Here is a 24,289-nt window from a genome sequence, read left to right as displayed (position 1 = left end):
ACCTCTAGACGGGACATGGACGCCGCCCGGACATGAAAAACGGGTTCATCCCCTCCCCGTAAAACCGGTGAGGGGATGAACCCGTCATGTGGTGCGTCGGCTACCGGACGCGGCGCATGCGGCGTGCGATCATGCCGCCGGCCGTGAGCAGTCCTGCCGTGAGCAGGACGCCCAGTCCCGTGGCCGCTCCGGTGGAGGGCAGGGTGCTGGTGCCGGTTCGTGCCCATTGGGCGGTCAGGGTGACGGTCTCGCCGTCATTGGCGGCGAGGTTGATGGCCTCCTGCGCGTCCTGATAGGTCTTGCCGTTCTGGTCCTTCCAGCCGGTGAACCGCCATCCGGAGCGTTTGAACCCGTTGGCGGTGAGCCTGGCGGACTGGTCGAACGTCATGGCCTGGTCGCCCATGCCGCCGGTCGCGTCATCCGCGCCCTTGTCGTAGCGGACGGTGTAGGTCCACGTGCGCCATTGGGCGGTCAGGGTGAGACCTCCCTTGGGGTAGTCGATCTTGTCGCCGGCCTTGTGTTCGCCGCCGTCCGGATCCTTCCACCCGGTGAACGTGTGGTGGTCCCACGTGTAGCCGGTCGCGTCGGGCAGGGTGGCCTGGTCGCCGACGTACCCGTCGAGGGGCGTGATGCTGCCTGTGACCTTGGGGTCACCGGGCTGGAAGGTGATGCGGCTGGACGCGGCCCGGTAATGCAGGACGACGGCCTGGTTGCGCGCGCCCATGGTGCCGGACGCGACCGTATTCGGATCCTGCGTGCTGCTGGACGTCGTGTCGCCGGTGACCTTCTCGAGCGTGTACCCCTCGGGGGCCTTCGGCGTGGCCAGCTTCCACTGGGTGCCGTAGACGACCTTGGTCGCGTCCAGATCCTTGCCGGCGGCGGTGAACCCGCTGGTCTGGTTCGTCAGTCCGGGCAGCGTGTTGCCGTTCTGATCGACCGCGGTCCACGACACCTGATGGGAGCTGTCCTTCTCGACCGCGTCGGAACCGATGGTCATCGCACCCTCCTGGCCGCTCGTGTAGCTGAAGGTCAGGCTCGTGGCGTCGAACAGGGCGGCGAACCGGTGGGACGCCTGACTGGACTCGGCCAGGGCCTGGTCGTTGGTGGTGTCCTTGTGGTCGTACAGGTCGTTGGGATTGTTCGGCCTCGGGAAGTTCGCGTCGTACGTGTAGGCGAACGTCTTGTCGCCGGCGATGCCGTTGCGGCCGAACCGGGTCAGATCGCCGGTCGACGTGCCGGTCGAGGGCAGGATCAGCTGGTCGAAGCCCTGCAGGGGCTCGATGCCCACGTGCAGGTAGGGGTCCCACTTCAGATTGTCGGGGTCGCCGCCCCACCAGAGGCCGTACCGGTCGCCGTCCAGATTCTCGAACGCCGTGTATCCGGACACCTGGATCGGCTGGCCGTTCTGGTCGAGGAAGTCGACCTGAAGGGTCAGACCGTTGCGCTTGCTCGCGTCGTACGCGGGCTGGGGGGAGTCCTTCGAATATCCCGTACCGCAGCCCGTGGGCTGTCCGTTCGCGCATTGCAGGAGCTTGATGCCGGCGTCGGCGGCGAACGTCAGACCCTTCTCATACACCGGGTTGTTGTCACCGCCCAGATGATACCAGCGGACGGAGCCGCCGTTCCATTCGGTGACGGTGAACCTCGCGCTCACGGTCTGGGGCAGGCCATTGCCGGCGATCCACGTGCCCAGATCGGGAACGGTGAACGAGGCGCCGATCTTGGTGGGGACCTGCTGTTCGATGGCGCCGTCGACCATGCCGCTGTTGCCGTGGGTCCAGTTGGCGTCGAACTTGACGGTGTCCATGCCGATGGACTGCGTGTCGAACTCGAAGTTGGTGTACTTGCCGTGGATCTGGCCGGCGATGGTCCCGCCCTGGGGGGCGACGGTGACGGGCAGGCTCGTATCGCACACGGGCAGCTTGACGTTGATGTCGGTATCGCTGCCGGCGGGACGGTCGTAGCCCGAACAGGAGGCGTCCGCCGCCTGAACGGCCGGAACCGCCATCAGGCCGGCCAACGGCATGGCGAGGCACGCGATGCCGGCCAAGGCCGCTGCAGGCCGTTTCCAAAACATTGTTCTCATGATGTGCTGCTTTCCTTTCTGGTGGAATGATGCTGCGGCGTCTCACGCCGGCTGGCACGGCGGGCCAGCGGCAGGCCGACGAGCAGGGGCAGTCCGACCCCGGCCGCGAGCAGCGGCCGCGCGTCGCCGGGCGCATCCGCCTCGGCCGGCACCTGGACGCCGATCCGGGCGCGTTCGCCGGTGACGAGGAGCCGTTGCGTGTTCACGCCGTACGGGGTGCACGTGACCAAGGTGACCAGATCCTTGCCCGGGACGATCTTCAGACTGTCGACCTGGTCCGGGTCGACGACCCGGATATCGGTCACCCGGTAGGCAAGCGTCGTGCCGAGCACGTGCAGGTAGAACGGGTCTCCCAACCGGATCTCGTCCAACCGGGTGAACAGCTCCGCGTTGGGCAGACCACGATGACCGGTCAGCGCCGCATGCGTGGACGTGCCTCCCACGGGCAGACTGGTGCCATGCAGATGACCGATCCCGGTCTCCAGCGCCTGCGCGCCGCTGCCATGACGAATGGTCAGGTCAACGCCGATCTTCGGGATGCTGATCGACCCCATGACCCCCCGACCGGTGTCGAGGGTCCGCTCGTAGTCGGGATCATCACTCCCGGTGAAATCCCCGGTGGCCTTGCCGCTGAACGGGTCCGCCGCCTCGCCGATGATCGGCTGGCCGGTCCGGGCGAGACGCCGGTTGTACGCGTCGGCGGCCGTAAGCATGCGGGTGCGACGCGCGGAGTCCATGGCGTCCATGGCGTCGGAGAGCCGTTGCGTCGTCTGGCTTTGGTCGGCAGCGAACCCCACGCTCTGCGCGGCCGGAATGCCGACGACAAGCGTGGCGGCGGCGAACAGAAGCGCGGTCGCGGCGGTGAGGATCCGGTCACGGACCCGCCGACGTCGCTCACGGCGTCGCTCGATGCGCGAGAGGGACGGATGGATGATCTCGTAGAAGTCGTCCATTCGTCCCTCCCGGTGGTCCATGCGTTGTCTTTCCCGTTCGTCATGTCCCTCTCGGGCCGTGTCGGGCGGGAGGGCGCGCATGTCAGGCGGCCGGCTGCTGCTTGCGCTTGAGGGCGTAGGTCGCGCCGCCCGCGAGGGCGAGGAGCGCGGCGGTGCCCGCGAGCACGTACACGCCAGCGGCGCCGGTCTGCGGCAGCTGGGTGATGCTGTTGAGGTTGTGGACCTCGACCTGGCCGCCGTCCTTGATGGTCACGTTCGGGGTCAGCCCGTTGTTCGCGCCGGTACCGGTGACGACGCCCGTGTGCGCCTTGTTGTCGATCTTGATGGTGAACTGGGCCGGGGTCTTCAGATAGCCGTCCGGCACGGTGGACTCGGTGACGGTGTAGGTGCCATCGCCCAGACCGGCGAAGCTGAGGAAGCCCTGGTCGTTGGTCTTGGCCTCCGCGCCGGCAGCGACGGCGGCCTGGTCGTCCTTCGCGTCGACCTTGGTCCACTTGCCCTGGGCGAACTTCATGTACTTGCCGTCCGAGGCCTTGATGGTGAAGCCGGCGTTCTTCAGCGCGACCGTGCCATCATTGTTGGTCTTGTGGATCTTGAAGTCGAAGTTGGCGAGGGTGACGGGACCCTCGGGCGTGGTGCCCGTGTGATCGGTGCCGTCGAGGTTGGCGTGCACGGTACCCGTGTTGGACGGATCCTCGCCGAGGACGACCGCGGTGTAGGTGATGGTCACCTGCTTGCCGTAGTTGGCGTCCGTCAGCAGGCCGGTCGCGTTGTACGTGAAGCCGGCGTTGGCGTCCTTCATGGTCAGGGTGCCCTGGGCGGGGGCGGCGGCCGCGCCGTCGCCGACCTTGACCTTGATGGAGTCCTGATTGACGGACAGGTTGGTGGCCACGTCCTCGTAGGACAGGCTCTTCGGGTTGGAGTTCTTGTCCGGGACCTTGAAGCTGACCGTGTAGCTCACGGTCGCGCCGATCGTGGAGTCGCCCGCACCGTCCTTGGAGACGGACAGGATGGTGGACTTGACCACGGCGACGCCGAGCGTCTGCGTGTCGAGGTCATGGCCGCCGATCTTGGTGCCGACGAGCAGGGGCAGACCGTCGGAATCGACGACGAGGTAGTAGCCCTCCTCGAGACCGCCGATGGTCAGGGTGGTCTTGTCCTTCGCATCCGCGGAGACGGCGATGCCGGACTGGACGGCCTGCGGCTTGTTCTTGACCGCGGCGAGGGCGGCGGCCGCGCTGCGGGCGGCCTGCGCGTTGCCGGCGGCGATGGTGCCGGCCTCGTCGTGACCGGTGGCCTGATCGGCCTTGATGCCGGCGGCCTTGAGCCAGTCGGTGGCGGCCTGATTGGCGTTGACGACGTCGGTGGAGTCGATCTTGCCGTCCGCGTCGTTGTTCCAGTTGCCGTAGTTCGTGTAGGAGCCGACGCGGTACACGTCGAACGTGTGGCCGACCAGATCGCCGGACGCCGCGCTCAGGGTGATGGTCGCGTTCGCGGCCGCGGCCTGACCGCCATCGGCAGCGTTGGCCGAGAGAACGCCGGTGCCGAGAGCGGCGGCGGCGACGAAGGCCGCGACGGTCGGGGCCACGATACGGCGAAGGTTGTTGCTCATGATGATTTCCTCTTTCCTCGGGAAGACCACACGGCCTGCCCGCTTGTCGTTGTTGCATATGCGTGGATGCCGCCCCATCGGGGACGGCGGGATGATGATCGGTGTGGATAGGCTCCTTTCCTGATCGTGTCGTGGTGGACGGGGAGGGCCGGCGTGCGTGTCACGCCGCCGCTGCCGGCCCGCCCCTGCGCCCGCGCCTGGTGGCACGGGAAGAATGAACGGCCGCCGGGAGGAAGAGATCCGACGGCCCGGGTGCCCCGGAATCGGGGAAGACGACTCCGGGGAGGCTTCGTCTACCGGTCCCCGTCATGCGACTCCGGTTCCCGGCCGTGACCGGGCGGGGATTCCAGCCGTTTGCCATGCCGGTACAGGAGGAACAGCACACCGCCGGCCGTGGCCATGGCCATCGCGGCGACCATGTTGACGATCGCCGCTCCGGTCGCCGCGAGCCTGGTCGTCCGCCCGCCGGCACGCATCCCGGACCAGTCATCGGACGCGGATGTCACCGTCGTGTCCAGACACAACGATCGACCGCCCGCCTCGACCCGACCGGCCATGTCCCCGTCGGACGGACACTCGGTCAACGGCCGGGACTCCACCGTCGTCCTGCCGGTATGACGCCCCTGGGTGAACCCCTGCAGCCGGCCCGTCACGTCCACGCTCTGACCCGGAGCCAGCAGCAGCGAATCCCAGCCGGACGGGTGCTCAAACCCCGTGACCGCGCCATCGCCGACGACCGCCCGATCCGAGAAATGCAGGTCCGAGGCGCGGAACCACGCATCCGAACTCGTGTTCGTGACCGTGAACACGATCCGCTCCCCATCCCTTACGCCCGTCAGCGCATCCGTCGAGGAATCCCGGTCCCCGGCCTCGCGACCGCTGCGCGCGTCCCACGACTCCACACGAAGCGTGGGCGTCGCGGCGGGAGTGCGTGTCCACGCCGACGCGCTGCGCGTCGACCGTCCGTTGAGCGTCGCGGTGAACCGCCAGTCCACCCGGTCGGAGACCGCGATCCGCGTGGCCTGCGCGTAGGCGCGCCAAGCGGCCTCCCGACCCGGATTCGCATTCACGAGCCGCCGGTACAGGTCCGTGGCCTCCACTCGCGTCGTCCCGGACCCCGGATCCACACTCGCGGTGAACAGGTCGCCGCCGAAGCGTGACGAGTCCATGCCGTCGCCACCGATCCGGGATCCCTTGGCCGCCAGCAGGGAACCATCCATGCCATACAGGTCACGGGCCGCATACACCGCCCACCGGCCGGTCAGCCGGTCCACGCCCGGATCCACGTTCGAGTCCACGCGCCACGACGAGACGGACGTCGCACGATCCGCGGACAGCACGCCCGAATCCATCCGATACAGGAACGACGAATCCCTCCACACCGACATGCCGTCCACGGAATCCCCGCCGACCGTCATGACCGCGTCACGATCCGGCTCCACACGCGCCAACGGATTCGACACGGCGTTCCCGTCGCCACGATCCGCGTCCACGATCCGGGTCACCGACGCTCGAGCCGTGGAACCATTCCCCACGCCCGTCACCCGCCACGGCACACGAACCCGATACGAGCCTCCGGCCAGCGACCGGTCCACGCCAGGATCACGCGACGGATCATGCGAGGAGCCATCCAACGCCGCATACGCGGCCAGATCCGACGGCTGCGCGCCGGCCGGCACCACGGTCCCGTCTTCCATCGTCGTGTCCACCAGCCGGGCGAACACGTACACGCGACCATCCGACACCTGCACGTTGAAACCATCGGTCACATCCCGTCCCGAACCATCCGACACCCTCACCGTCGAGGCATCCACGACCAGATGCCGCGCATCGAACGCGAGCACCACGCCCGCACGCCACGTCGGAGACATACCCGACAGATCCAGCAGCGCCTCGTACTCGCCGACATCCCCCACCAGCAGACCACGACCATCGATCCCCTCCGACGAACCATCGGACGTGCGCACCGACAGCCACTGACCTGCCGTCGAACCCTCCGCGGCCCCGGCCCCCACCGGAGCCAGCAGCGCCGCCAACGCGACACCGGCGGCACACGCCCTCACGCCGCAACGAAGATCCATGAGCTTCCCTCTCATCCAAAATCCATACGCCCCCGCCCTCCACCGGAGGCGGGCCGGTCTGACCGGTCCGCCTCGACATCGGAACAGGAAAGAAGCGGACCCCCGAAGGGGCCATGCACCATGGAACCGCGAAAACCACGGGAAGAGTTTGGAACGAAAAAGAAAACCCAGCCTGAAAAACCGGCCTACCGCAATACCGCCATACCCCCGGAACGATACGAAAAAGGGCCATGCGAACCCGCACGGCCCCCACCGGGAAGAACCCGCTAACCGATATCCGTGGAATCGGACAGGCCCGCCTCCACCGCCGCCAATCTGGCCTCCAGCGCAGTGACACGACGCGCCAGCGTCCGAACCGTCGCACGACCCTCCACGCCCTTGACTCGAGGCCGGGACGGCGTCCAGACCACAGCCTCGGCCGGCACCGGAGGCGCGGGTGGAACGTCCTCATCGGGCAAATCACGCCAGCGCGCGATGCACCGTTCGATGCGCTTGTAGCCGATCAAAGCGGAATCCAGCCCCGCCTCACGGAAGATCCTGGCCGGAGAATCCCCGGCCCGATACCGTCTTGCCACCATACGACGGAACCCCTCCTCATACGTGATCCGCAACCGGCCCCCGGTCACGCTCACACGCTTCACCGCGGGCAACGACTGCAGATACGACAGATCCGACATCGACAGCTCCCTAACTCCACTACTCATAACGAACTCCCTCCAAAACAGGACTACAACAACCAACAAGAACCCGGTCGGCGTATGCGACACCGGCCGCCACGGGTCACGGCCTGGAGGCCAGATACTCCTCCAACGCCAGATCAACGACCTCCTGCATGCTCATGTCATGCTCCAACGCCCACAGCTTCACCCGCCGGCGCGTCGACCTGCGCATCGCCACGCTCGTCTTCGTCCACCCGTCATCCGACGCGGCGGACACAGCGGAACGGGCCGGAACGGCATCGGCGGCGAACACGCCATCCAACGGCGCCGAGGACACGGCACGCGGCCTCGATGGGCGGAACGCGAGATCCTTCATGCGATCACCCACCCCTCCAACAGCACGAACGACGAGACCAGCAGCACGAGCGTCACACGTCCCGGGACCGACACATCCGAACACATCGCGCACAGCAGACCAGCCGACGCCACGGCCAGCAGGACAACGAACACCAGAACGACAAGCGCCAGCAGACGGATCATCGCAGCACCTCCAGCAGCTCGTCGAGCACCTGCCCGTACTCCCACAGCTTGCCCGGGCGCAGCCCCATGCACCGTTTGAGATCCTGCCGCTTGCGCACCACCGCGTCGAACCGTGGCGTGGAAGCGTCCCCGAGCGCGGACAGCGTCCTCGCATACGCCGTCGTGCCCGGCTCCACACGCACCAGCAGCAGCGCCGCCGGCCGATGACGCGGCACCGCCTCGAGCGTCGCCCACGCCTGCTGCAGATCCAACGGACTGTCCGACGAGGGCACCACCACGAAATCCGCCACCCCGATGGCCGTCTCCAGCAGACGACCCTGCGGCGGCGCGTCCACCACCACGAACGAATCCGATCCCACGCGGCCAAGCCGGCCCAGCGTGCTCAGATTCGCCGGAGACACATCGAAGCCCAACGGCTCGCCCGCATCCTCGGCGAGATCCCGCCACAGACTCGCCGACGACTGCGGGTCCGCGTCCAGCACCACCGGCACCGAACCCTCGAACCGGCGCGCGTACGCCGCGGCCAGAAACATCGCGCTGGTGGTCTTCGCCACCCCGCCCTTCGCGTTAGCGATAGTCACGATCATGATCAAACTCCTTGAAAAACCTGAAAAATCCAAAAACCAAATACCGATGACGGCACGTACCGGAGGAATCCGATACCGCCACACCGCCATACCGTCACGTCGACGCCAGCCGGCGTAGAAACGAGTCCAACGCCCAGCACGCGTCGGCCGCACGGCCCGAACGCACCCGCAGGCCCCGCATGCTCACCGGACGCAGCGAGAAGCCGACCTCCATCAGCATCAGCCCCGACGACGAGGACGCGCAGTCCAGCACCAGCGACCACGGGCCCGGGGATACGGGACGAGCCCCGTCCGCCAGCCCGTACCGGCCCTCCAACGCGCGCACGGCGGCCGACGCGACCGGAGCGGACTCGCGAGCCAGCAGGGACCAGCCGCCGGCCGGAGGCTCGACCCCGCCACGGGACGACACCCGGGCCAACGGCACCGGACCATCGACGCGCAGATCACCGTCGAACACCTGAAGAAACAACACGACGAGCCTCCCCTAGAACAGACGGCCCTGCGCGAGAGCCGCGCTGGAGGAACGCTTGCGATCCCGCCAGTAGGCGCGGGTGCACGACCGCGCCCGCTCCACCGCCCGGGGATGCTCACGAAGCCAGGCCAGCACCGTGGACGGGGACACCGACGCCAGACCCCACAGGGTCACGCCCAGATCCGCGGCGATCTCGTGGCTCAGCACGCACCGCTCCTGATAGGTCAGACCACCGGCCAGCACGTTGTCCCTCGTGCGACGGGCCAGCGCCTCGCTCAGGCACAGATCCCGCACCGGACACGAATCGCACAGCCTCCTGGCCACACGCCGCGCCCGCCGATCGACACGACCGGAATCCGGGACAGCGAACATCTGATCCGCCAACGCCTGGCTGCGTGCCGCGACCCGCACGCACGACGCCTGCTCCATGCCGGTCATGAGACGGCCCCCCGGTACATCGGATTGCCCGCGAACGACGGACGGAACGCGCCGGGGGCGGCCGGGCGGCTCCGGGCGGCCTCCCGGTCACGACGCTCGGCGTCCAGACGAGCCTGATACGCGAGGCCCGCGTCCAGCGCCGCGCGCAGCGCCTCGGCCTCGTCTACGCCCTCGCGCAGCAGCCGGCGCAGCTCGCGGCGGGCCATGAACCCGTCGTTGCCGTCCTCGACGCCCAGACCGTCCAGCAGCCTGCGGCAGCGATGCTCGAGATCGTCCGGGACCCCGTATGTGCCGGCGGACGTGGCGGAACGGGCGTCGAGCGTCATCGCGTCACGGATCTCATCGAACAGGCGGGCCAGCTGACGAGGGGACGACACCCGACGGGCCAGCCGAGCATCGGAGAACGCGTGATCGCACACCCGCCTCGCCTCGGCCACCGCATCGGAGGCCCCGGAGGTCGCCAGACGGTCCAGCAGCGAGGCGATCGCACGACGGTCACGATCCGAGACCGCGCGACGGGACAGACCCAGCTCGGCACGCCTTGAGGAGAACCAGTCCAGGAACGAACCCACCGGGTCCCCGCCAACGGCGGCCACGCCATCGACGGAACCCTCATCGTCCGGGTCGCCCCCGGAGGGGGAGATGTCCCCATGGGGGACAGAGGGGGAAATGTATTTATATGTATTTCTATGTATATTGGGTGACATTTTGTCACGTTTTGATGACAAAATGTCACGTTTTTTGGACAAAATGTCACCCCGTTCAGTCTCCACGCACGGGGTGTCATTTTGTCCGGAACCGGTTTCAGGCGCCTCCATCACACCGTCGCCCACGGCATCGGCGACGGCCATGCCATCATCCTCGGCATCGACCTCGGCGGGGGAGGACTCGGACGGGTCGGACTCCTCGACCGTCTCGGCCGGGATGTCACGGCACACCACGTTCCACACGGTCGTGCGACGATCCTGACGCACCGGCTCGCCCGTCTTCGGATTGAAGCCAGCGAAATCCTGCTGACCGAACTCGATCAGGCCGATCTCCAGCAGACGATCCATCGCCCGCTGCACCGTGCGCCTGCCGATGCCCAGATCATGCGAGATCGTGTCCACCGCGGGCCACGACGCCGTCCCGTCATCGAAATGCGCTCGGAACGCCAGATACGCCAGCACCGACTTCGTGGCATTGCCCACGCAGGTCACGTTCTTCTGGACCCACACCATCGTCACCACGGTCACGTCACTCACCTCCGATCAGACGGTCGCCCGCCTCCGCGCCCAGACGCATGCCCAGCACGAACGCCGGGGACACGTCCACGGCCAGACCCGACGGGTCCATCAGATGATGGGCCACGCCGGCATAGAAATCATCACGGTTCGCCACGGTCAACGGCAGACCCGCGTTCAGACAGGTCAGACCCCACATCGCGGCCCGATACGCCTCGACGCCCATCCACGCGATGAACAGACGATCCGTCGCCGTCCGGGAACCCGCGTCCAAGAGCACCGACTCCGCGCCGAACTCCACACGACGCAACGGCAGACCGCCCCGCATCGCCAGAAACAACAGCAGCGTGGTCTTCGCGGCATCCAGGCGAGCGGGATCACAACCCCGCACCACCGGAGCATTCAGCCACGAGCAATGCCGGCCTCCCAACGGGACGCCCGCATCCACCAGCGCGCGGAGCGACGAGACCCGGCCATGCAGACGCTCATACGCCAGCACCCGCTCGTCAAACCCCAGACAACGATCCTCAAGAAACGAGGAATCATCCGACGGCGTCTCCAACAGGGACAGATCCCTGGCCGCCGCCAACAGACACGACCCGGTCATCACGCGACCCCCGAACCGGCCGGATGCTCCAGCATCGCCAGACGCTGCTCCAGCACGCGACGCACCGCCGTGCCACACTCCGACGCACCCAGGGCGCGCTGCTCCGCACGATCCCAATCCGCCGCCGCGAGCGGTCCCGTCGCTCCGGACTCGTTCAACCTGCGCATCGTCGCGATATGACCGTCCGTCACGTCACCGGAAGCGCGATTGCAATCCCGCAACGCATCCAACAGGGCAAGCCCGTACGCCGCGTGCACGAGACCCGCGATATCATCCTCGACCGCCAGTCCCATGACACGGGACAACAGATCTTCCTTTTCCAAACTCGGCGCCCCGGAACCACCCTTACCCTTGGATGTGTTCAGGGAACCGCAAGCTGCGTTTGTAAAATCACACATGTGCGATAACTCCTTGATCAGCCCGAGCGGAAAACGTTTGGCGACATTTTGAACGCCCGGGAAACGGTTATTTGCACGGCCGGCCCTCCGTCACTTCCAGGTCCTGGAGAGCCGGCCACCTCATTCATTGGCTTCTCAACGGGCGGCGCGCCCGCATAACGATGACAATGAGGCATCACCTCCTCTCGGTTTCCCGGACGGGAACTCCATTTCGTAGGGGATGAGATCCTGAATGAAATCCGAAGACAGGCCATACAGCTCGCGGATGCGCAGGCAGTCGCGTCGTTGCCACTCGGTCTTGCGATTCAACTTCTGGGTGATGCTGGATCGGGACTGGTTTGTCTGAACGGCCAATTGAGAGCTGGGAATACCCATCTCGCGCAGCCACCGCTTCATGTTTGACATGACCTCTCCGTTCCATCGAAGTTAGATTTCCTAACCTCAGAATACAGGGAAGAAATCATGTCCTCAAGTTAGTAATTCTAACTTTCGGAAATATACTGTTACCGTTGGGCTTCGCGGCGTGTCGTTTTCGTTGGAATTTATGGCCTGAGATGCGTTTTTATTTAGATTTCCAACGGCTGGACGAGTTTAGGTTTTCTAACTTTCGTTTGATATGATGACCTATGTTAGTCAAAAGATCGAAGGGATACGCGCATGAGTGTGACGGAAGCCGTAAATTTTGTGGCTGCCGATAGGGAAGAGGCTGCCGCTCGTTTTGCCGAAGTGGTGCGATACAACATTCGCCGGTATATGAGGTTGACGGGGAAGCTGCAGAAGGATCTTGCGAAGGCGATGGGGGTGACCCGGCCCGCCGTTACGCAGATGCTCAATGGGACCACGAAGATAAAGCTGGAACAGTTGTATCTTGCGGCAAGAGAATTGGGAGTTACTGTCAATGATTTGATTGACGATACCTATTACCGACAGGACGAAGATTTTGTGGCGCGAATGCAGGAAAACGAAAAAACCGTGGCTGGAAACTCCAAACCACGGTTTTTCGTAAGCCTCCTTTCGGAGACCGAATTCGTAGCGGGGCATGGATTTGAACCATGGACCTCTGGGTTATGAGCCCAGCGAGCTACCGAGCTGCTCCACCCCGCGTCGGCCTTAACAGGCAACGTCTATATAGTCTATGGATTTGCGGGGGAATGTCAAATAAGGGCGTGGCAGTGGGGGATTGTGATGTGGTGAATCGTTGGGGTTATTGGGGTTTGTCGGCGTGTCGTTTTTGTGGCGGTGGCCCTCCCTCAGTCACGCTTTGCGTGACAGCTCCCTCCCGAGGAGGGAGCACATCCGGTAGCGGTCGTCACTGCTTTGTCGAACGGGTGGCTTCCTTTCAAGAAGGGTGTGCTGGAATGGGGCGTGTGGAGACGGTGTCCGGGTTCTCTCCCTGAGCGTGATGAAATGTTGGGTACAGCGAATGGTTTGTGGGGAGTTACATGGCGCTGCCATAATTGGGGCTATGCCTATCAAGATTCCCGAGGGTCTGCCGGCCCGTGCCATACTTGACTCAGAGCGCATCTTCGCGTTGGAGAAAGCCGACGCCGAACAGCAGCGCGTGCGTCCGCTGCGTCTGGTGATCCTCAATCTGATGCCCAAGAAGATCGAGACGGAGACGCAGCTGCTTCGTCTGATCTCCAAGTCCCCGCTGCAGGTGGATGTGGACTTCATGAAGACGTCCACGCACGAGGCCACGCACGTGAGCCGTGATCATCTGCTCAAGTTCTATGAGAACCTCGACGCGTTCGAGGACAACTATTATGACGGTCTGGTCGTCACCGGCGCGCCCGTGGAGCACATGCCGTTCGAGGACGTGGACTACTGGGATGAGTTCCGTCGCATCCTCGACTGGGCGGGCACGCACGTGTTCTCCACCATGTATCTGTGCTGGGGTGCGATGGGCGCACTCTACCACCGCTACGGCGTGCGCAAGCATGTGCTCGATCAGAAGATCTTCGGCGTGTTCCCGCAGCGTCTGCAGGACGAGTACTGCTTCATCACCAACGGATTCGATGAGATCGCATTGCAGCCGCACTCGCGTCTGGCCGACGTGGACATGCGTGACATCCGCGCCAACGAGGACCTGCAGGTGCTGACCTGGGGAGAGGAGAGCGGTCCGGGTCTGGTGGCCACGCGCGACTTCTCCGAAGTGTTCGCGCTCGGTCATTGGGAGTACGGCAAGTGGACGTTGGCCGAGGAGTACGAGCGCGACATGTCGCGCGGACTGACGAACGTGCCGTTCCCCGTCAACTATTTCCCGCATGACGATCCGAGTCAGGAGCCGCTGTTCGCCTGGCGTGCGCACGCGAACCTGCTGTGGCGCAACTGGCTGAACTGGGTGTATCAGACCACGCCGTACGATCTGCGCGAGGTGCCGCAGCTGCGGGCCGAGAAGCGGCTGGGGACCGATCGGAGGTATCGTCGTTCGCCGGCCGGTCCGCGCGGGGATGACTTCCATACGTTTGACGGCTGCGGGTATGGCGTGATCGAGCGGTAGGGGAGTGAGGGATTCGCTTTTCTGGGGTGGATCCCTCCCTCAGTCACGCGTTCGCGTGACAGCTCCCTCCCTGGGAGGGAGCACGAAAAAAGACGGGTGGGGCTGGATGAAACCCTGGTTGCGGTGGGTTCTTTCCTTGGTGGCGCTGAGCCTTCCCTCAGTCACGCGTTCGCGTGACAGCTCCCTCCCTGGGAGGGAGCACGAAGGGAAAGATGGGGTTGGCGGATTTCTCCCTTGGGGCGGTGGGTTCTTCCTTTGGTGGGGTGGATCCCTCCCTCAGTCACGCTTTGCGTGACAGCTCCCTCCCTGGGAGGGAGCACGTGGGGTTTGCTGCCTTGTGTAATGCTGTGTGTCCACATAGTGAGATTTGTGGGTGATGTCGTTGGGGCGCGTGTTGCGTGCGGTCGATCGCTGGAATTTCAACGAAAGCGTGCGACGATGGGCGACGTCTGATGTGTCTGATTTTCGGAACGGTTATTTAGACATGTGTTGATTTGATGTTGTTTTGCGGGCCTTCACAATGTGAGCCCTAACATACGGACGTCTTCCGAGGGCATCGCGAACCCCCTCATCGAAAAGCGTGGAAATTTGAACGATGTCGCTGTTTCGTTTCTTGGAAAATCCTGTATCCTAGAGGGGTTAAAGGAAGACTGCCAACCTGTACGTAGGTGTACAGTCGGCTAATTAACGTCTGTGACACATATTGCGCCGAAGAAGCGTTATATTGGTTCAGGTTCAACAAAGAGGAGGCATGCAACAATGGCAGGTGTTGCTGAATTGATGGGGGCAGCGGGCATGACTCTCGCCGCGGGCGGCGAGCTCGAAATCCCTCAGATCGACGAGTTCCTTCCACCGGAGATCCTGTTCGCGGGCACGCCGTTCGCGATGAATCGCATCATTCTCATCCGCGTGGTCATGACCGTCATCATGCTGCTGATCCTCGGTATCAGCGCCAGTCGTGCGAAGCTGATCCCCGGCCGTTGGCAGGGATTCGTGGAGTGGGGCATCGAATACGTTCGCGACAAGATCGTCTATGAGGTTATGGGCGAGCTTCGCGGCAAGCGTTACGTGCCGATGATCTGCACGATCTTCTTCACGATCTTCTTCTTCAATCTGTGCGGCATCATCCCCGGCATGAACGTCGCGGCCACGGCCACGATCATGATGCCGTTGATCTTCGCGGCATGGACGTTCGTGCAGTACTGGATCGCCGCGTGCCGTGAGCAGGGCCTGATCAGCTACCTCAAGCAGGAGTGCACCCCTCCCGGCGTGCCGTTCCCGGTGCTGATCCTGCTGGTGCCGATGCAGCTCATCGATATCCTGATCATCCGTCCGGCATCGCTGACCCTGCGACTTCTGGCCAACATGATCGCCGGCCACCTGATCGTGGCGCTGTGCTTCTCCGCCACGCAGTTCTTCCTGATCGTCACCGAGAACAAGATGATGATGGCGGCCGGTGTGGTCACCTTCGTCGGCGGTTTCGTGATGACCCTGTTCGAGGCGTTCGTCGCCTACCTGCAGGCGTTCATCTTCGCCACGCTCTCCACGGTGTACATCAACATGAGCTACCCGGAGGAAGACTGATCCGAAGGGACGCCGGCTTCCCGTTCCCCGTCCACAAGGCGGTGGCGGAAACGGCCGACAACACTTGATATCTCGTATATCGCAATAACTCAAGATCGTATAACTGAACAGCATCCGCAGTTTTTGTTTCGTGGGCTCACGGAACTGAAAGAAAGGAAACAACAATGGATCTCATCACTCTGGCTCAGGTGACCGGTAATCTGAGCGCCATCGGTTACGGCCTCGCCGCCATTGGCCCCGGCATCGGCGTCGGCATCGTGTTCGGCAAGGCCATCGAGGCCACCGCTCGCCAGCCCGAACTGGGCGGCCGCATCCAGACCCTGATGTGGATCGGCTTCGGTCTGATCGAGTTCCTTGCCCTCCTCGGCTTCATCTCCGGCTTCATCTTCACCGCCTGATCCGCACTCGAAGATAACGAGATATTCATTATCAACACGAGTGAAAGGAGGCGAACATGGTGACAATGGCCGAAGGCGGAATCGATCTGTTCCTGCCGAAGTCCTATGACATTTTCTGGTCGGCTGTCATCCTGATCGTCGTCGCAATCTTCTTCTACAAGTTCTTCCTGCCGAAGTTCCAGTCGATCTTCGACGAGAGGACCGCAAAGATCGAAGGCGGCATGGCCAAGGCCGAGAAGGCCCAGGCCGAGGCCGACGCGGCGAAGAAGAAGTATGAGGACCAGCTGAACAACGCCCGCATCGACGCAGCGAAGATCCGCGACGACGCCCGCAGCGAAGCCACGCACATCATCGCCGACGCCCGTACCAAGGCCGAGGCCGATGCCGCGCAGATCACCGCGACCGCGCAGAAGTCTCTGGAATCCCAGCAGCAGCAGGCTCTCGTGAGCCTGAAGGGCGAGGTCGGCGCACTGGCCACCGCGCTTGCCGGCAAGATTCTGGGCAACAAGCTGTCCGACGCCGACGTGCAGTCCACGATGATCGATTCCATGCTCGACGAGCTCGATAAGCAGGGTGCCGGAAAGGCCGCCAAGTAATGGCGACCGCACCGGTGCATCACGTGAACACAGAAGGCAGGAGGTGAAAATCCGATGTACGGAGAAACTTCATCCAGTTCGGTGAAGGCCGTGCTCAAGACCTATGGTCCCAAGCTGGACAAGGCCGGAGCGGCTGCGAAGACGGTTGGCGATGAGCTGTTCGACTTCGCCGCCATCCTCGACGCCAATCGCCAGCTCGAGCGCTCGCTCACCGATCCTTCGCGTTCCGCGGACGACAAGACCAAGCTCGTGCGTGCCATCCTCGCCGGCAAGGTGAGGCCGCTCACGCTCGAGATCGTTGAGTCGCTCGTGGCCAGCAACTGGAGCCGTCCGGCCGACATCGCGGATGCGACCGAGGACGTGGCCGTGGAGGCCCTGCTGTGCGAGGCCGACTCGCGCGGCAAGTGCTCCGCCGTTTCGATCCAGCTGTCCCAGCTGTCGAGCGCACTGCTCAACCTGCCGGTCGTCCGTCAGCGACTGTCCGACTCGCACGCCGAGCCGGAGACCCGAGTCAAGTTCCTGAACACCCTGCTCAAGGGTCAGGCGCTCGATCCGGTCACGGTCGATCTGGCGGAACACGCCACCAGGGACCTGCGCAACCGCCGATACCTGTCGACGATCAACTGGCTGATCGACGTCGCGGCCGAACACCGCGATCGTTACATGGTCACGGTCACGAGCGCCGTCCCGCTGAAGGACGAGCAGTTCCAGAAGATCAAGGCCGTGTACTCGAAGAAGGTCGGTCGTCAGGTCTTCGTCAACAGCGTGGTCGATCCCAAGGTGCTCGGAGGCATGCGCATCCAGATGGGCTCGGAGGTCACCGACAACACTGTGGCGGCACAGCTGCAGAACCTCAAGCGCGCCGTGGCCTAGTCCCGGCACGCCGTACGAACGAATTAGACGTTCTTGAACAGAAACAAACAAAAGGAGTGATCAATGGCAGAATTGACCATCGATCCCGCGGCGATACGCCAGGCGCTCGACGACTTCGTCGAGTCCTACAAGCCGTCCGACACTCCGACCCAGGAAGTCGGAACCGTCAAGACGGCCGGCGACGGCATCGCGCACGTGGAGGGTCTCCCCGGCTGCATGGCCAACGAGCTGCTGACCTTTGAGGACGGCACGCTTGGTCTGGCATTCAACCTGGACGCCCGAGAAATCGGTGTGGTCGTCCTCGGTGACTTCGCAGGCATCGAAGAGGGTCAGGAAGTGCGCCGCACCGGCGACGTGCTTTCCGTGCCGGTCGGCGACGGCTACCTTGGCCGTACCGTCGACCCGCTGGGCAAGCCGATCGACGGCCTTGGCGAGATCAAGGCCGAGGGTCGTCGAATCCTCGAGGCGCAGGCCCCCGACGTGATGCATCGTCACCCCGTCGACGAGCCGTTGTCGACCGGCCTCAAGGCCATCGACGCCATGACCCCGATCGGTCGTGGCCAGCGTCAGCTCATCATCGGCGACCGTCAGACCGGTAAGACCGCCATCGCGATCGATACCATCATTAACCAGAAGGCCAACTGGGAATCCGGAGACCCGAAGAAGCAGGTCCGCTGCATCTACGTGGCCATCGGTCAGAAGGGCTCTACCATCGCCTCCGTGCGTCAGGCCCTCGAAGAGGCCGGCGCCATGGAGTACACGACGATCGTGGCCTCCCCGGCATCCGATTCCGCTGGCTTCAAGTACATCGCCCCGTACACCGGCTCGGCCATCGGCCAGCACTGGATGTACCACGGCAAGCACGTGCTCATCGTCTTCGACGATCTGTCGAAGCAGGCCGAGGCTTATCGTTCGATCTCGCTGCTGCTTCGTCGCCCGCCGGGGCGTGAGGCGTACCCGGGCGACGTCTTCTACCTGCATTCGCGTCTGCTCGAACGCTGCGCGAAGGTGTCCGACGATCTGGGCGGCGGTTCCATGACCGGCCTGCCGATCATCGAGACAAAGGCGAACGACGTCTCCGCGTACATTCCGACCAACGTCATCTCCATCACGGACGGCCAGATCTTCCTGCAGTCCGACCTGTTCAACGCCAACCAGCGTCCGGCAGTGGACGTCGGTATCTCCGTGTCCCGAGTCGGTGGCGCGGCGCAGACCAAGGCGCTGAAGAAGGTCTCCGGTACGCTGAAGATCTCGCTGGCGCAGTACCGTTCGCTGGAATCCTTCGCCATGTTCGCGTCCGATCTGGATGCGGCGTCCAAGGCCCAGCTGAACCGCGGTGCGCACCTGACCGAGCTGCTGAAGCAGCCGCAGTACTCCCCGTACTCGATGGAGCAGGAAGTCGTGTCCGTGTGGGCCGGCACGCATGGCAAGCTCGACGACCTCGATCTGGTCGACGTGCTGCCGTTCGAGCACGGTCTGCTGGACTACGTTGACCACAACACCGACATCCTGAAGACCATCCGCGATACCGAGGACTTCACGGCCGACACTGAGAAGGCCCTGGAGAAGGCCGTTGACGACTTCCGCAACACCTTCGTCCAGCACGACGGCACTCCGCTGGTGGCCGAGAAGCCCGTCGAGAAGACCGACACCCCTGTTGAGCAGGAGAAGCTGGTCGCGCCGAAGGCCTCGACCAAGGAGGAGTAGTCCATGGCATCGCAACTCGCATATAAGGCGCGAATCGCCTCCACGTCGTCGTTGGAGAAGATCTTCAACGCGCAGGAGATGATCGCAAGCTCTCGCATCGCCAAGGCCCGCAACGTGGCCCTGGCCGCGAAGCCTTACTCCGATGCGATTTTCGATGCAGTCCAGGCTCTGGCCCAGCACACCCATATCTCGCATCCGATCGTGAGGAAGGACGAGGACAACCCGCGTGTGGCCGTCCTCGCCCTCACGGCGGATCGAGGTATGGCCGGTGCATACACCTCTTCGATCATTCGTGAGACGGAGAGCCTGCTGGCCAAGCTTGACGACAAGGGCAAGAAGCCCGAGCTTTATGTCTACGGCCGTCGCGGCGTCACGTACTACAAGTACCGTGGCCGCGACGTGCGGGGTACCTGGGAAGGCAATTCCGACGCTCCCGGCGTCGAAGTCGCCGAGGAAATCTCCAAGGCCCTGCTCGACGCCTACATGAAGCCGGCCGACGAAGGCGGCGTGAGCGAGCTGTACGTCGTGTTCACCGAGTTCGTGAACATGGTGGTGCAGAAGGTGCGCATCCTCAGGATGCTGCCCGTGGAGATCGTGAGCGTCGAAAGCGAACAGGCCGAGGCATCCGGTGTGCCCGAGGCCCAGCCGCTCTACACTTTCGAGCCCAGTCGTGACGAGGTCCTCGATCGCGTCCTTCCGAAGTACGTGCAGTCGCGTATCCACGAGTGCCTGCTCACCAGCGCGGCCTCGGAGACGGCAAGCAGGCAGAACGCCATGCACACCGCCACCGACAACGCCCGCAATCTGATCGACGAACTGACCCGTAAGCTCAACGCCACGCGTCAGGCAGCGATCACGCAGGAGCTTACAGAAATCATCGGCTCCGCTGATGCATTGAATAACGAGAAAGAATAGGAACGCCATGGCAGAAAGTAATGTAGCTGCGGCAACGGCAGCCGAGGTGGACGCCTCGGCAGCCTCGCAGGGCCGCATTGTTCGTGTCCAAGGCTCGGTTATCGATATTGAGTTCCCGGTGGGTCACCTGCCCGATATCTATAACGCCTTGACTGTGGAGATCGCCGCGGTGGGTTCCACCGAAGGCGAGACCAGCCACACGATCATGCTCGAGGTCGAACAGCACCTCGGTGACTCCACCGTGCGCGCCGTCGCCCTGAAGCCTACGGACGGTCTGGTCCGCGGCGCCAGCGTGACCGACACGGGCGGCCCGATCGAGGTTCCGGTCGGCGATGTGACCAAGGGACACGTGTTCGACGTCTCCGGCCGCATCCTCAACCAGAAGCCCGACGAGAAGATCGTCGTCAAGGAGCGTTGGGGCATCCACCGCAACCCGCCGGCATTCGATCAGCTGGAGTCCAAGACCCAGATGTTCGAGACGGGCATCAAGGTCATCGACCTTCTGACCCCGTACGTGCAGGGCGGCAAGATCGGTCTGTTCGGCGGCGCAGGCGTCGGCAAGACCGTGCTGATCCAGGAGATGATCCAGCGAGTCGCGCAGAACCACGGTGGTGTGTCCGTGTTCGCCGGCGTCGGTGAGCGTACCCGTGAGGGTAACGATCTGATCGGTGAAATGGACGAGGCCGGCGTGCTCGAGAAGACCGCTCTGGTCTTCGGCCAGATGGATGAGCCGCCGGGAACGCGTCTGCGCGTGCCGCTGACCGCTCTGACGATGGCAGAGTACTTCCGCGACGTGCAGAACCAGGACGTGCTGCTCTTCATCGACAACATCTTCCGCTTCACCCAGGCGGGTTCCGAGGTGTCCACGCTGCTCGGCCGTATGCCGTCCGCAGTGGGTTACCAGCCGAACCTGGCGGATGAGATGGGCTCGCTGCAGGAGCGAATCACGTCGACCCGTGGTCACTCCATCACCTCGCTGCAGGCCATCTACGTGCCGGCCGATGATTACACCGACCCGGCACCTGCCACGACCTTCGCCCACCTCGACGCGACCACCGAGCTTTCCCGTGAGATCGCCTCGAAGGGTATCTACCCGGCCGTGGATCCGCTGGCCTCCACCTCGCGAATCCTCGATCCGCGCTACGTGGGTCAGGACCACTACGAGACCGCCAACCGCGTCAAGGCGATTCTGCAGCGTAACAAGGAGCTGCAGGACATCATCGCCCTGATCGGTATCGACGAGCTCGGCGAAGAGGACAAGACCACCGTCAACCGTGCCCGTAAGATCGAGCAGTTCCTCGGTCAGAACTTCTACGTGGCCGAGAAGTTCACCGGTCGTCCCGGCTCCTACGTGTCGAAGGACGAAACCGTCGAGGCGTTCAAGCGCATCTGCGACGGCGTGTACGACGACGTTCCGGAGCAGGCGTTCTCCGGCATCGGCGGCATCGATGACCTCGAGGAGAAGTGGCACAACATGCAGAAGGAGTTCGCGGCCTGATGGCAGCGACCGACAAGCCCACCATCCAGGTGAACATCGTGGCCGCCGACCGCCCTGTGTGGTCGGGGACCGCGGTGCAGATCAGCATTCCGGCTTCCGAGGGTTCCATGGGTATCCTCGCCGACCACGAGCCGGTCATGACCGCCACCAAGGACGGGCTGATCAAGGTCATCCAGCCGAACGGCGAAACACTCGGCTTCGAGGTGACCGACGGCTTCATCTCCTTCGACTCCAACAAGCTCACCGTGGCCGTGGAGACCTGCAAGGACGGCGTTGATCTCAACGCCTCCGCCGAGTGAGGCACATCCTCGTTCGGGGTTTCCGCCGCGTCACGTGGGTGACTTGGTGACCGCACATGAAAGGGTGCGCAGCTGATTCGTTCGGCTGCGCACCCTTTTCGCGTCTTTGGGGAGAACATCGTGAGCGGGAACGGCAATGGGCCGAAGAACGCCGCGACGGTCATGGGGTTCGTTATCCTGTGCTGTATGCGTATTATCGTCGCCGACTGTTCGGCCGAATATTCCGGCCGCCTCAATGCCTCGCTTCCGCAAGCCAAACGCGTGATCCTGATCAAGGCCGACTCCAGCTGCCTGATCTTTTCCGAACTTGGATCGTACAAGCCGCTCAACTGGATGTCCGCACCGTGCAAGATCAAGGAGACCGATCTGACCGACGGCGACGTGTCCGCTGACATTGGCGCGCCTGCCGACGGCGACGTGCCCGATGCGTCGGGCGTCGATGACGACGATCTGATCGCGCCCACGCCGATCCGTCAGCTGCGCGTGACGGCGGACAAATCGTCCGACGTGCTGATCGTGAAGCTGTACCACGTGTATTCGGATCAGGACTTCGACCTGGGCGAGGATCCGGGACTCGTCAAGGACGGTGTGGAGGATCATCTGCAGCGGTATCTGGCCGAGCAGATCGAACGCATCGGCGAGGGCGCCAAACTGATTCGTCGTGAATACCCGACCGCCATCGGCCCGGTGGACATCATGGCCGTGGACGCTGAAGGCATGCATGTGGCCATCGAGATCAAGCGTCACGGCGGCATCGACGGCGTGGAACAGCTGACGCGCTACTGCAAGCTGCTGAATCGTGATCCGCTGCTGGCTCCGGTCCGCGGCATCTTCGCCGCACAGACCATCACCCCGCAGGCGCAGGTGCTGGCCAAGGACCGTGGATTCGAGTGTCTGATTCTGGATTACGACGAGATGAAGAGCACCGAATCGGATGAGCTGAGGTTGTTCTGAAGTTCTAAGAAGTTCTAATTGGTGTGATGCGATGGCATTGGGATGGGACCCCTCCCTCTGTCACTGCGTTTGCAGTGACATCTCCCTCCCTCGGAGGGAGAACGCCATCGCGCCAGTGGGGTGGAAATGGTGGAATTGGGTGGCTGACGCGTGCGTCGTCAAGGCGCGGAAGACGAAGGCGTACAACGGTACGTCGAGCCTTTCGTAACGCCGACGACGCTCCGTCAGCCGCCCAATTCGTTTTAGTAGGCGTCGAGGATGTCTACCACGAACACCAGCGTCGAGTTGGCGGGGATGCCGTTCTGCTCGGTGGATCCGTAGGCGAGGTCGGCGGGGATGATGAGCAGCACCTGGGAGCCGACGGTCTGACCGGCGAGACCCTGCTTCCAACCCTTGATGACCTGATCGAGCGAGAAGTCGCTGGCGGCGCCGCGATCCCAGGAGGAGTCGAACTGCTTGCCGTTGCTGGCGAGCCAGCCGGTGTAGTTGGCGCTGACGGTGTCGGTGTCCTTGACTTCCTTGCCGGAGCCCTTGATGAGGGTCTGGACCACAAGCTGGTCGCCGGGCTGGTAGTTGTTCATGTCGATGGACGGCTTGCCGTCCTTGTCGAGCGTGACCTTCGGCAGGTCGGCGGGGATGTCCTTGACCTTCTCACCGGTGGCGCGGGTGAGCGCCTTGGACTTGGACACCACGGTGAGCACGATGAGGTACTTGGTGGCGGTGGCCGTGGTGATGCCGTCGGAGCTGGAGGATGCGCTGGCCGAGGCGGAGGAACTGTCGTCGAAACCGAACGCGATGGTGGTGTTGACCTTCCTGCCCTTGAACAGGTCGTAGTACTCCTGGTTGATCGAATTGGTGTTCATCACCATGGAGCATTCAGGGCTGTTCGTGGTCCAGGTGTTCGCGTTCTCCAGCTGCTTGCCGGTTTCGGCGTCGTAGGCGACCTGCTGCACGCACAGACGATCGCCGTCCTCGATCTTGTCACCATTGCCCTTCTGCAGGATCTGGTAGCTGTAGTTCTTGACGTTGAGCGGAGTCTTGAAGGAGATCTTCGGCTCCTTGCCGAGCTCGCCCTCGGCGGAGATGCCGGTCATGGCGGTCAGTTTGACCGACGAGGATGAGGACGATGAGGAGCTGCTCGACTTGTCGGAGGAGTCGGAGTTGCTGGAACCGCAGGCGGCGAGGGAGACGCCCAACGCGACGGTGCAGACCAGGGCGATCGCGCGGCGTGCGCGCTGACGGATAATGGAATTGAAATCACGCATAATCCCCTACTCTAACGGCATTTCCTGACCGTAATAAGTGGTGG

Annotated in this window: 26 protein-coding genes and 1 tRNA gene; 11 read left to right on the top strand and 16 right to left on the bottom strand. The window is 63.8% G+C overall.

The genetic code is table 11. The annotated features are described in order from the left end of the window. Window positions 1-100 precede the first annotated feature (100 nt). The 14 genes from D2E23_RS05590 to D2E23_RS05530 all read right to left on the bottom strand — a co-directional run bounded on the left by D2E23_RS05590 (window position 101) and on the right by D2E23_RS05530 (window position 12,061). A complete protein-coding gene (locus D2E23_RS05590) occupies window positions 101-2,086 on the bottom strand; it encodes a hypothetical protein (protein WP_126029983.1) in 1,986 nt (661 codons plus the stop codon). Next, complete coding sequence (locus D2E23_RS05585; protein WP_126029982.1) at window positions 2,083-3,060, bottom strand: class C sortase; 978 nt, start codon at window positions 3,058-3,060, stop codon at window positions 2,083-2,085. The genes D2E23_RS05590 and D2E23_RS05585 overlap by 4 nt, the downstream gene beginning before the upstream one ends. Window positions 3,061-3,121: 61 nt before the next feature. Continuing rightward, on the bottom strand, window positions 3,122-4,651 hold the full coding sequence (locus tag D2E23_RS05580; RefSeq protein ID WP_164520700.1) for a SpaA isopeptide-forming pilin-related protein: 1,530 nt from the start codon (window positions 4,649-4,651) through the stop codon (window positions 3,122-3,124). Between the two features lie 293 nt (window positions 4,652-4,944). Further along, on the bottom strand, window positions 4,945-6,732 hold the full coding sequence (locus D2E23_RS05575) for an LPXTG cell wall anchor domain-containing protein (RefSeq protein WP_164520699.1): 1,788 nt from the start codon (window positions 6,730-6,732) through the stop codon (window positions 4,945-4,947). Between the two features lie 266 nt (window positions 6,733-6,998). Further along, window positions 6,999-7,436 (bottom strand): hypothetical protein, encoded by a 438-nt coding sequence (locus tag D2E23_RS05570; protein ID WP_093960653.1) that lies wholly within the window; start codon window positions 7,434-7,436, stop codon window positions 6,999-7,001. Between the two features lie 76 nt (window positions 7,437-7,512). Then, entirely contained in the window at window positions 7,513-7,767 is a 255-nt protein-coding gene (locus D2E23_RS05565; protein WP_126029979.1) for a hypothetical protein, read from the bottom strand. Continuing rightward, the gene (locus D2E23_RS11585) at window positions 7,764-7,931 is read right to left on the bottom strand and encodes a hypothetical protein (RefSeq protein WP_164520698.1); all 168 of its coding nucleotides are present in this window, start codon (window positions 7,929-7,931) and stop codon (window positions 7,764-7,766) included. Before D2E23_RS11585 ends, D2E23_RS05565 begins: the two co-directional genes overlap by 4 nt. Then, window positions 7,928-8,518, bottom strand: coding sequence for a ParA family protein (locus D2E23_RS05560; RefSeq protein WP_126029978.1), 591 nt, complete (start codon window positions 8,516-8,518; stop codon window positions 7,928-7,930). The genes D2E23_RS11585 and D2E23_RS05560 overlap by 4 nt, the downstream gene beginning before the upstream one ends. A gap of 94 nt (window positions 8,519-8,612) precedes the next feature. Beyond that, window positions 8,613-8,990: a hypothetical protein gene (locus D2E23_RS05555; protein ID WP_126029977.1), complete on the bottom strand. Its 378-nt coding sequence runs from the start codon at window positions 8,988-8,990 to the stop codon at window positions 8,613-8,615. 12 nt (window positions 8,991-9,002) lie between these two features. Continuing rightward, complete coding sequence (locus D2E23_RS05550) at window positions 9,003-9,401, bottom strand: WhiB family transcriptional regulator (RefSeq protein WP_164520697.1); 399 nt, start codon at window positions 9,399-9,401, stop codon at window positions 9,003-9,005. 23 nt (window positions 9,402-9,424) lie between these two features. Continuing rightward, on the bottom strand, window positions 9,425-10,663 hold the full coding sequence (locus D2E23_RS05545) for a helix-turn-helix domain-containing protein (RefSeq protein WP_126029975.1): 1,239 nt from the start codon (window positions 10,661-10,663) through the stop codon (window positions 9,425-9,427). A gap of 1 nt (window position 10,664) precedes the next feature. After that, window positions 10,665-11,258 (bottom strand): hypothetical protein, encoded by a 594-nt coding sequence (locus D2E23_RS05540; RefSeq protein ID WP_126029974.1) that lies wholly within the window; start codon window positions 11,256-11,258, stop codon window positions 10,665-10,667. Continuing rightward, a complete protein-coding gene (locus D2E23_RS05535) occupies window positions 11,258-11,656 on the bottom strand; it encodes a hypothetical protein (protein WP_164520696.1) in 399 nt (132 codons plus the stop codon). The genes D2E23_RS05540 and D2E23_RS05535 overlap by 1 nt, the downstream gene beginning before the upstream one ends. Window positions 11,657-11,791: 135 nt before the next feature. Then, the gene (locus D2E23_RS05530; protein WP_126029972.1) at window positions 11,792-12,061 is read right to left on the bottom strand and encodes an XRE family transcriptional regulator; all 270 of its coding nucleotides are present in this window, start codon (window positions 12,059-12,061) and stop codon (window positions 11,792-11,794) included. Window positions 12,062-12,313: 252 nt separating this feature from the next. On the opposite strand from D2E23_RS05530, the gene D2E23_RS05525 reads away from it, so the two are divergent. Next, window positions 12,314-12,727 (top strand): helix-turn-helix domain-containing protein, encoded by a 414-nt coding sequence (locus tag D2E23_RS05525; RefSeq protein WP_126030027.1) that lies wholly within the window; start codon window positions 12,314-12,316, stop codon window positions 12,725-12,727. Here the strand turns inward: D2E23_RS05525 and D2E23_RS05520 are convergent. Then, window positions 12,687-12,760 (bottom strand) — tRNA-Met (locus tag D2E23_RS05520). The two genes, D2E23_RS05525 and D2E23_RS05520, sit on opposite strands and share 41 nt — an antisense overlap. Window positions 12,761-13,121: 361 nt before the next feature. Here D2E23_RS05520 and D2E23_RS05515 point away from each other — a divergent pair. From D2E23_RS05515 to nucS, 10 genes are all read left to right on the top strand, one after another. Next, window positions 13,122-14,156, top strand: a complete 1,035-nt coding sequence (locus D2E23_RS05515; RefSeq protein ID WP_126029971.1) for a homoserine O-succinyltransferase — start codon at window positions 13,122-13,124, stop codon at window positions 14,154-14,156. Window positions 14,157-14,915: 759 nt separating this feature from the next. Next, window positions 14,916-15,740: a F0F1 ATP synthase subunit A gene (atpB, locus tag D2E23_RS05510; protein ID WP_164520695.1), complete on the top strand. Its 825-nt coding sequence runs from the start codon at window positions 14,916-14,918 to the stop codon at window positions 15,738-15,740. Between the two features lie 164 nt (window positions 15,741-15,904). Next, a complete protein-coding gene (gene atpE, locus D2E23_RS05505) occupies window positions 15,905-16,138 on the top strand; it encodes an ATP synthase F0 subunit C (protein ID WP_093960642.1) in 234 nt (77 codons plus the stop codon). Window positions 16,139-16,197: 59 nt separating this feature from the next. After that, window positions 16,198-16,734, top strand: a complete 537-nt coding sequence (locus D2E23_RS05500) for a F0F1 ATP synthase subunit B (RefSeq protein ID WP_198947558.1) — start codon at window positions 16,198-16,200, stop codon at window positions 16,732-16,734. 54 nt (window positions 16,735-16,788) lie between these two features. Continuing rightward, entirely contained in the window at window positions 16,789-17,607 is an 819-nt protein-coding gene (locus D2E23_RS05495; protein ID WP_093960640.1) for a F0F1 ATP synthase subunit delta, read from the top strand. 63 nt (window positions 17,608-17,670) lie between these two features. After that, window positions 17,671-19,314: a F0F1 ATP synthase subunit alpha gene (atpA, locus tag D2E23_RS05490; protein ID WP_093960639.1), complete on the top strand. Its 1,644-nt coding sequence runs from the start codon at window positions 17,671-17,673 to the stop codon at window positions 19,312-19,314. A gap of 3 nt (window positions 19,315-19,317) precedes the next feature. Continuing rightward, entirely contained in the window at window positions 19,318-20,229 is a 912-nt protein-coding gene (locus tag D2E23_RS05485; protein ID WP_126029970.1) for a F0F1 ATP synthase subunit gamma, read from the top strand. 7 nt (window positions 20,230-20,236) lie between these two features. After that, entirely contained in the window at window positions 20,237-21,727 is a 1,491-nt protein-coding gene (gene atpD / locus D2E23_RS05480; RefSeq protein ID WP_093960637.1) for a F0F1 ATP synthase subunit beta, read from the top strand. Beyond that, window positions 21,727-22,026, top strand: a complete 300-nt coding sequence (locus D2E23_RS05475; protein WP_093960636.1) for a F0F1 ATP synthase subunit epsilon — start codon at window positions 21,727-21,729, stop codon at window positions 22,024-22,026. The genes atpD and D2E23_RS05475 overlap by 1 nt, the downstream gene beginning before the upstream one ends. A gap of 186 nt (window positions 22,027-22,212) precedes the next feature. Next, window positions 22,213-22,980 carry an endonuclease NucS gene (gene nucS / locus D2E23_RS05470; protein ID WP_126030025.1) on the top strand — a complete coding sequence of 256 codons (768 nt, stop codon included), beginning with the start codon at window positions 22,213-22,215 and terminating at the stop codon, window positions 22,978-22,980. A 242-nt stretch (window positions 22,981-23,222) separates the two neighbouring features. Here the strand turns inward: nucS and D2E23_RS05465 are convergent, their stop codons facing one another. After that, window positions 23,223-24,245 carry an FKBP-type peptidyl-prolyl cis-trans isomerase gene (locus tag D2E23_RS05465; protein WP_126029969.1) on the bottom strand — a complete coding sequence of 341 codons (1,023 nt, stop codon included), beginning with the start codon at window positions 24,243-24,245 and terminating at the stop codon, window positions 23,223-23,225. Window positions 24,246-24,289 lie beyond the last annotated feature (44 nt).

The organism is Bifidobacterium callimiconis, from assembly GCF_003952005.1.
Taxonomy (GTDB): domain Bacteria; phylum Actinomycetota; class Actinomycetes; order Actinomycetales; family Bifidobacteriaceae; genus Galliscardovia; species Galliscardovia callimiconis.
The sequence above is the reverse complement of the archived record's forward strand: the minus strand, read 5'-3'. Positions and strand labels throughout refer to the sequence as shown.

Coding starts and splice junctions, on each gene's coding strand:
- D2E23_RS05590 (WP_126029983.1), bottom strand. CDS start 2,086: ATGAGAACAATGTTTTGGAAACGGCCTGCAGCGGCCTTGGCCGGCATC.
- D2E23_RS05585 (WP_126029982.1), bottom strand. CDS start 3,060: ATGGACCACCGGGAGGGACGAATGGACGACTTCTACGAGATCATCCAT.
- D2E23_RS05580 (WP_164520700.1), bottom strand. CDS start 4,651: ATGAGCAACAACCTTCGCCGTATCGTGGCCCCGACCGTCGCGGCCTTC.
- D2E23_RS05575 (WP_164520699.1), bottom strand. CDS start 6,732: ATGGATCTTCGTTGCGGCGTGAGGGCGTGTGCCGCCGGTGTCGCGTTG.
- D2E23_RS05570 (WP_093960653.1), bottom strand. CDS start 7,436: ATGAGTAGTGGAGTTAGGGAGCTGTCGATGTCGGATCTGTCGTATCTG.
- D2E23_RS05565 (WP_126029979.1), bottom strand. CDS start 7,767: ATGAAGGATCTCGCGTTCCGCCCATCGAGGCCGCGTGCCGTGTCCTCG.
- D2E23_RS11585 (WP_164520698.1), bottom strand. CDS start 7,931: ATGATCCGTCTGCTGGCGCTTGTCGTTCTGGTGTTCGTTGTCCTGCTG.
- D2E23_RS05560 (WP_126029978.1), bottom strand. CDS start 8,518: ATGATCGTGACTATCGCTAACGCGAAGGGCGGGGTGGCGAAGACCACC.
- D2E23_RS05540 (WP_126029974.1), bottom strand. CDS start 11,258: ATGACCGGGTCGTGTCTGTTGGCGGCGGCCAGGGATCTGTCCCTGTTG.
- D2E23_RS05535 (WP_164520696.1), bottom strand. CDS start 11,656: ATGTGTGATTTTACAAACGCAGCTTGCGGTTCCCTGAACACATCCAAG.
- D2E23_RS05530 (WP_126029972.1), bottom strand. CDS start 12,061: ATGTCAAACATGAAGCGGTGGCTGCGCGAGATGGGTATTCCCAGCTCT.
- D2E23_RS05525 (WP_126030027.1), top strand. CDS start 12,314: ATGAGTGTGACGGAAGCCGTAAATTTTGTGGCTGCCGATAGGGAAGAG.
- D2E23_RS05515 (WP_126029971.1), top strand. CDS start 13,122: ATGCCTATCAAGATTCCCGAGGGTCTGCCGGCCCGTGCCATACTTGAC.
- atpB (WP_164520695.1), top strand. CDS start 14,916: ATGGCAGGTGTTGCTGAATTGATGGGGGCAGCGGGCATGACTCTCGCC.
- atpE (WP_093960642.1), top strand. CDS start 15,905: ATGGATCTCATCACTCTGGCTCAGGTGACCGGTAATCTGAGCGCCATC.
- D2E23_RS05495 (WP_093960640.1), top strand. CDS start 16,789: ATGTACGGAGAAACTTCATCCAGTTCGGTGAAGGCCGTGCTCAAGACC.
- atpA (WP_093960639.1), top strand. CDS start 17,671: ATGGCAGAATTGACCATCGATCCCGCGGCGATACGCCAGGCGCTCGAC.
- D2E23_RS05485 (WP_126029970.1), top strand. CDS start 19,318: ATGGCATCGCAACTCGCATATAAGGCGCGAATCGCCTCCACGTCGTCG.
- atpD (WP_093960637.1), top strand. CDS start 20,237: ATGGCAGAAAGTAATGTAGCTGCGGCAACGGCAGCCGAGGTGGACGCC.
- D2E23_RS05475 (WP_093960636.1), top strand. CDS start 21,727: ATGGCAGCGACCGACAAGCCCACCATCCAGGTGAACATCGTGGCCGCC.
- nucS (WP_126030025.1), top strand. CDS start 22,213: ATGCGTATTATCGTCGCCGACTGTTCGGCCGAATATTCCGGCCGCCTC.
- D2E23_RS05465 (WP_126029969.1), bottom strand. CDS start 24,245: ATGCGTGATTTCAATTCCATTATCCGTCAGCGCGCACGCCGCGCGATC.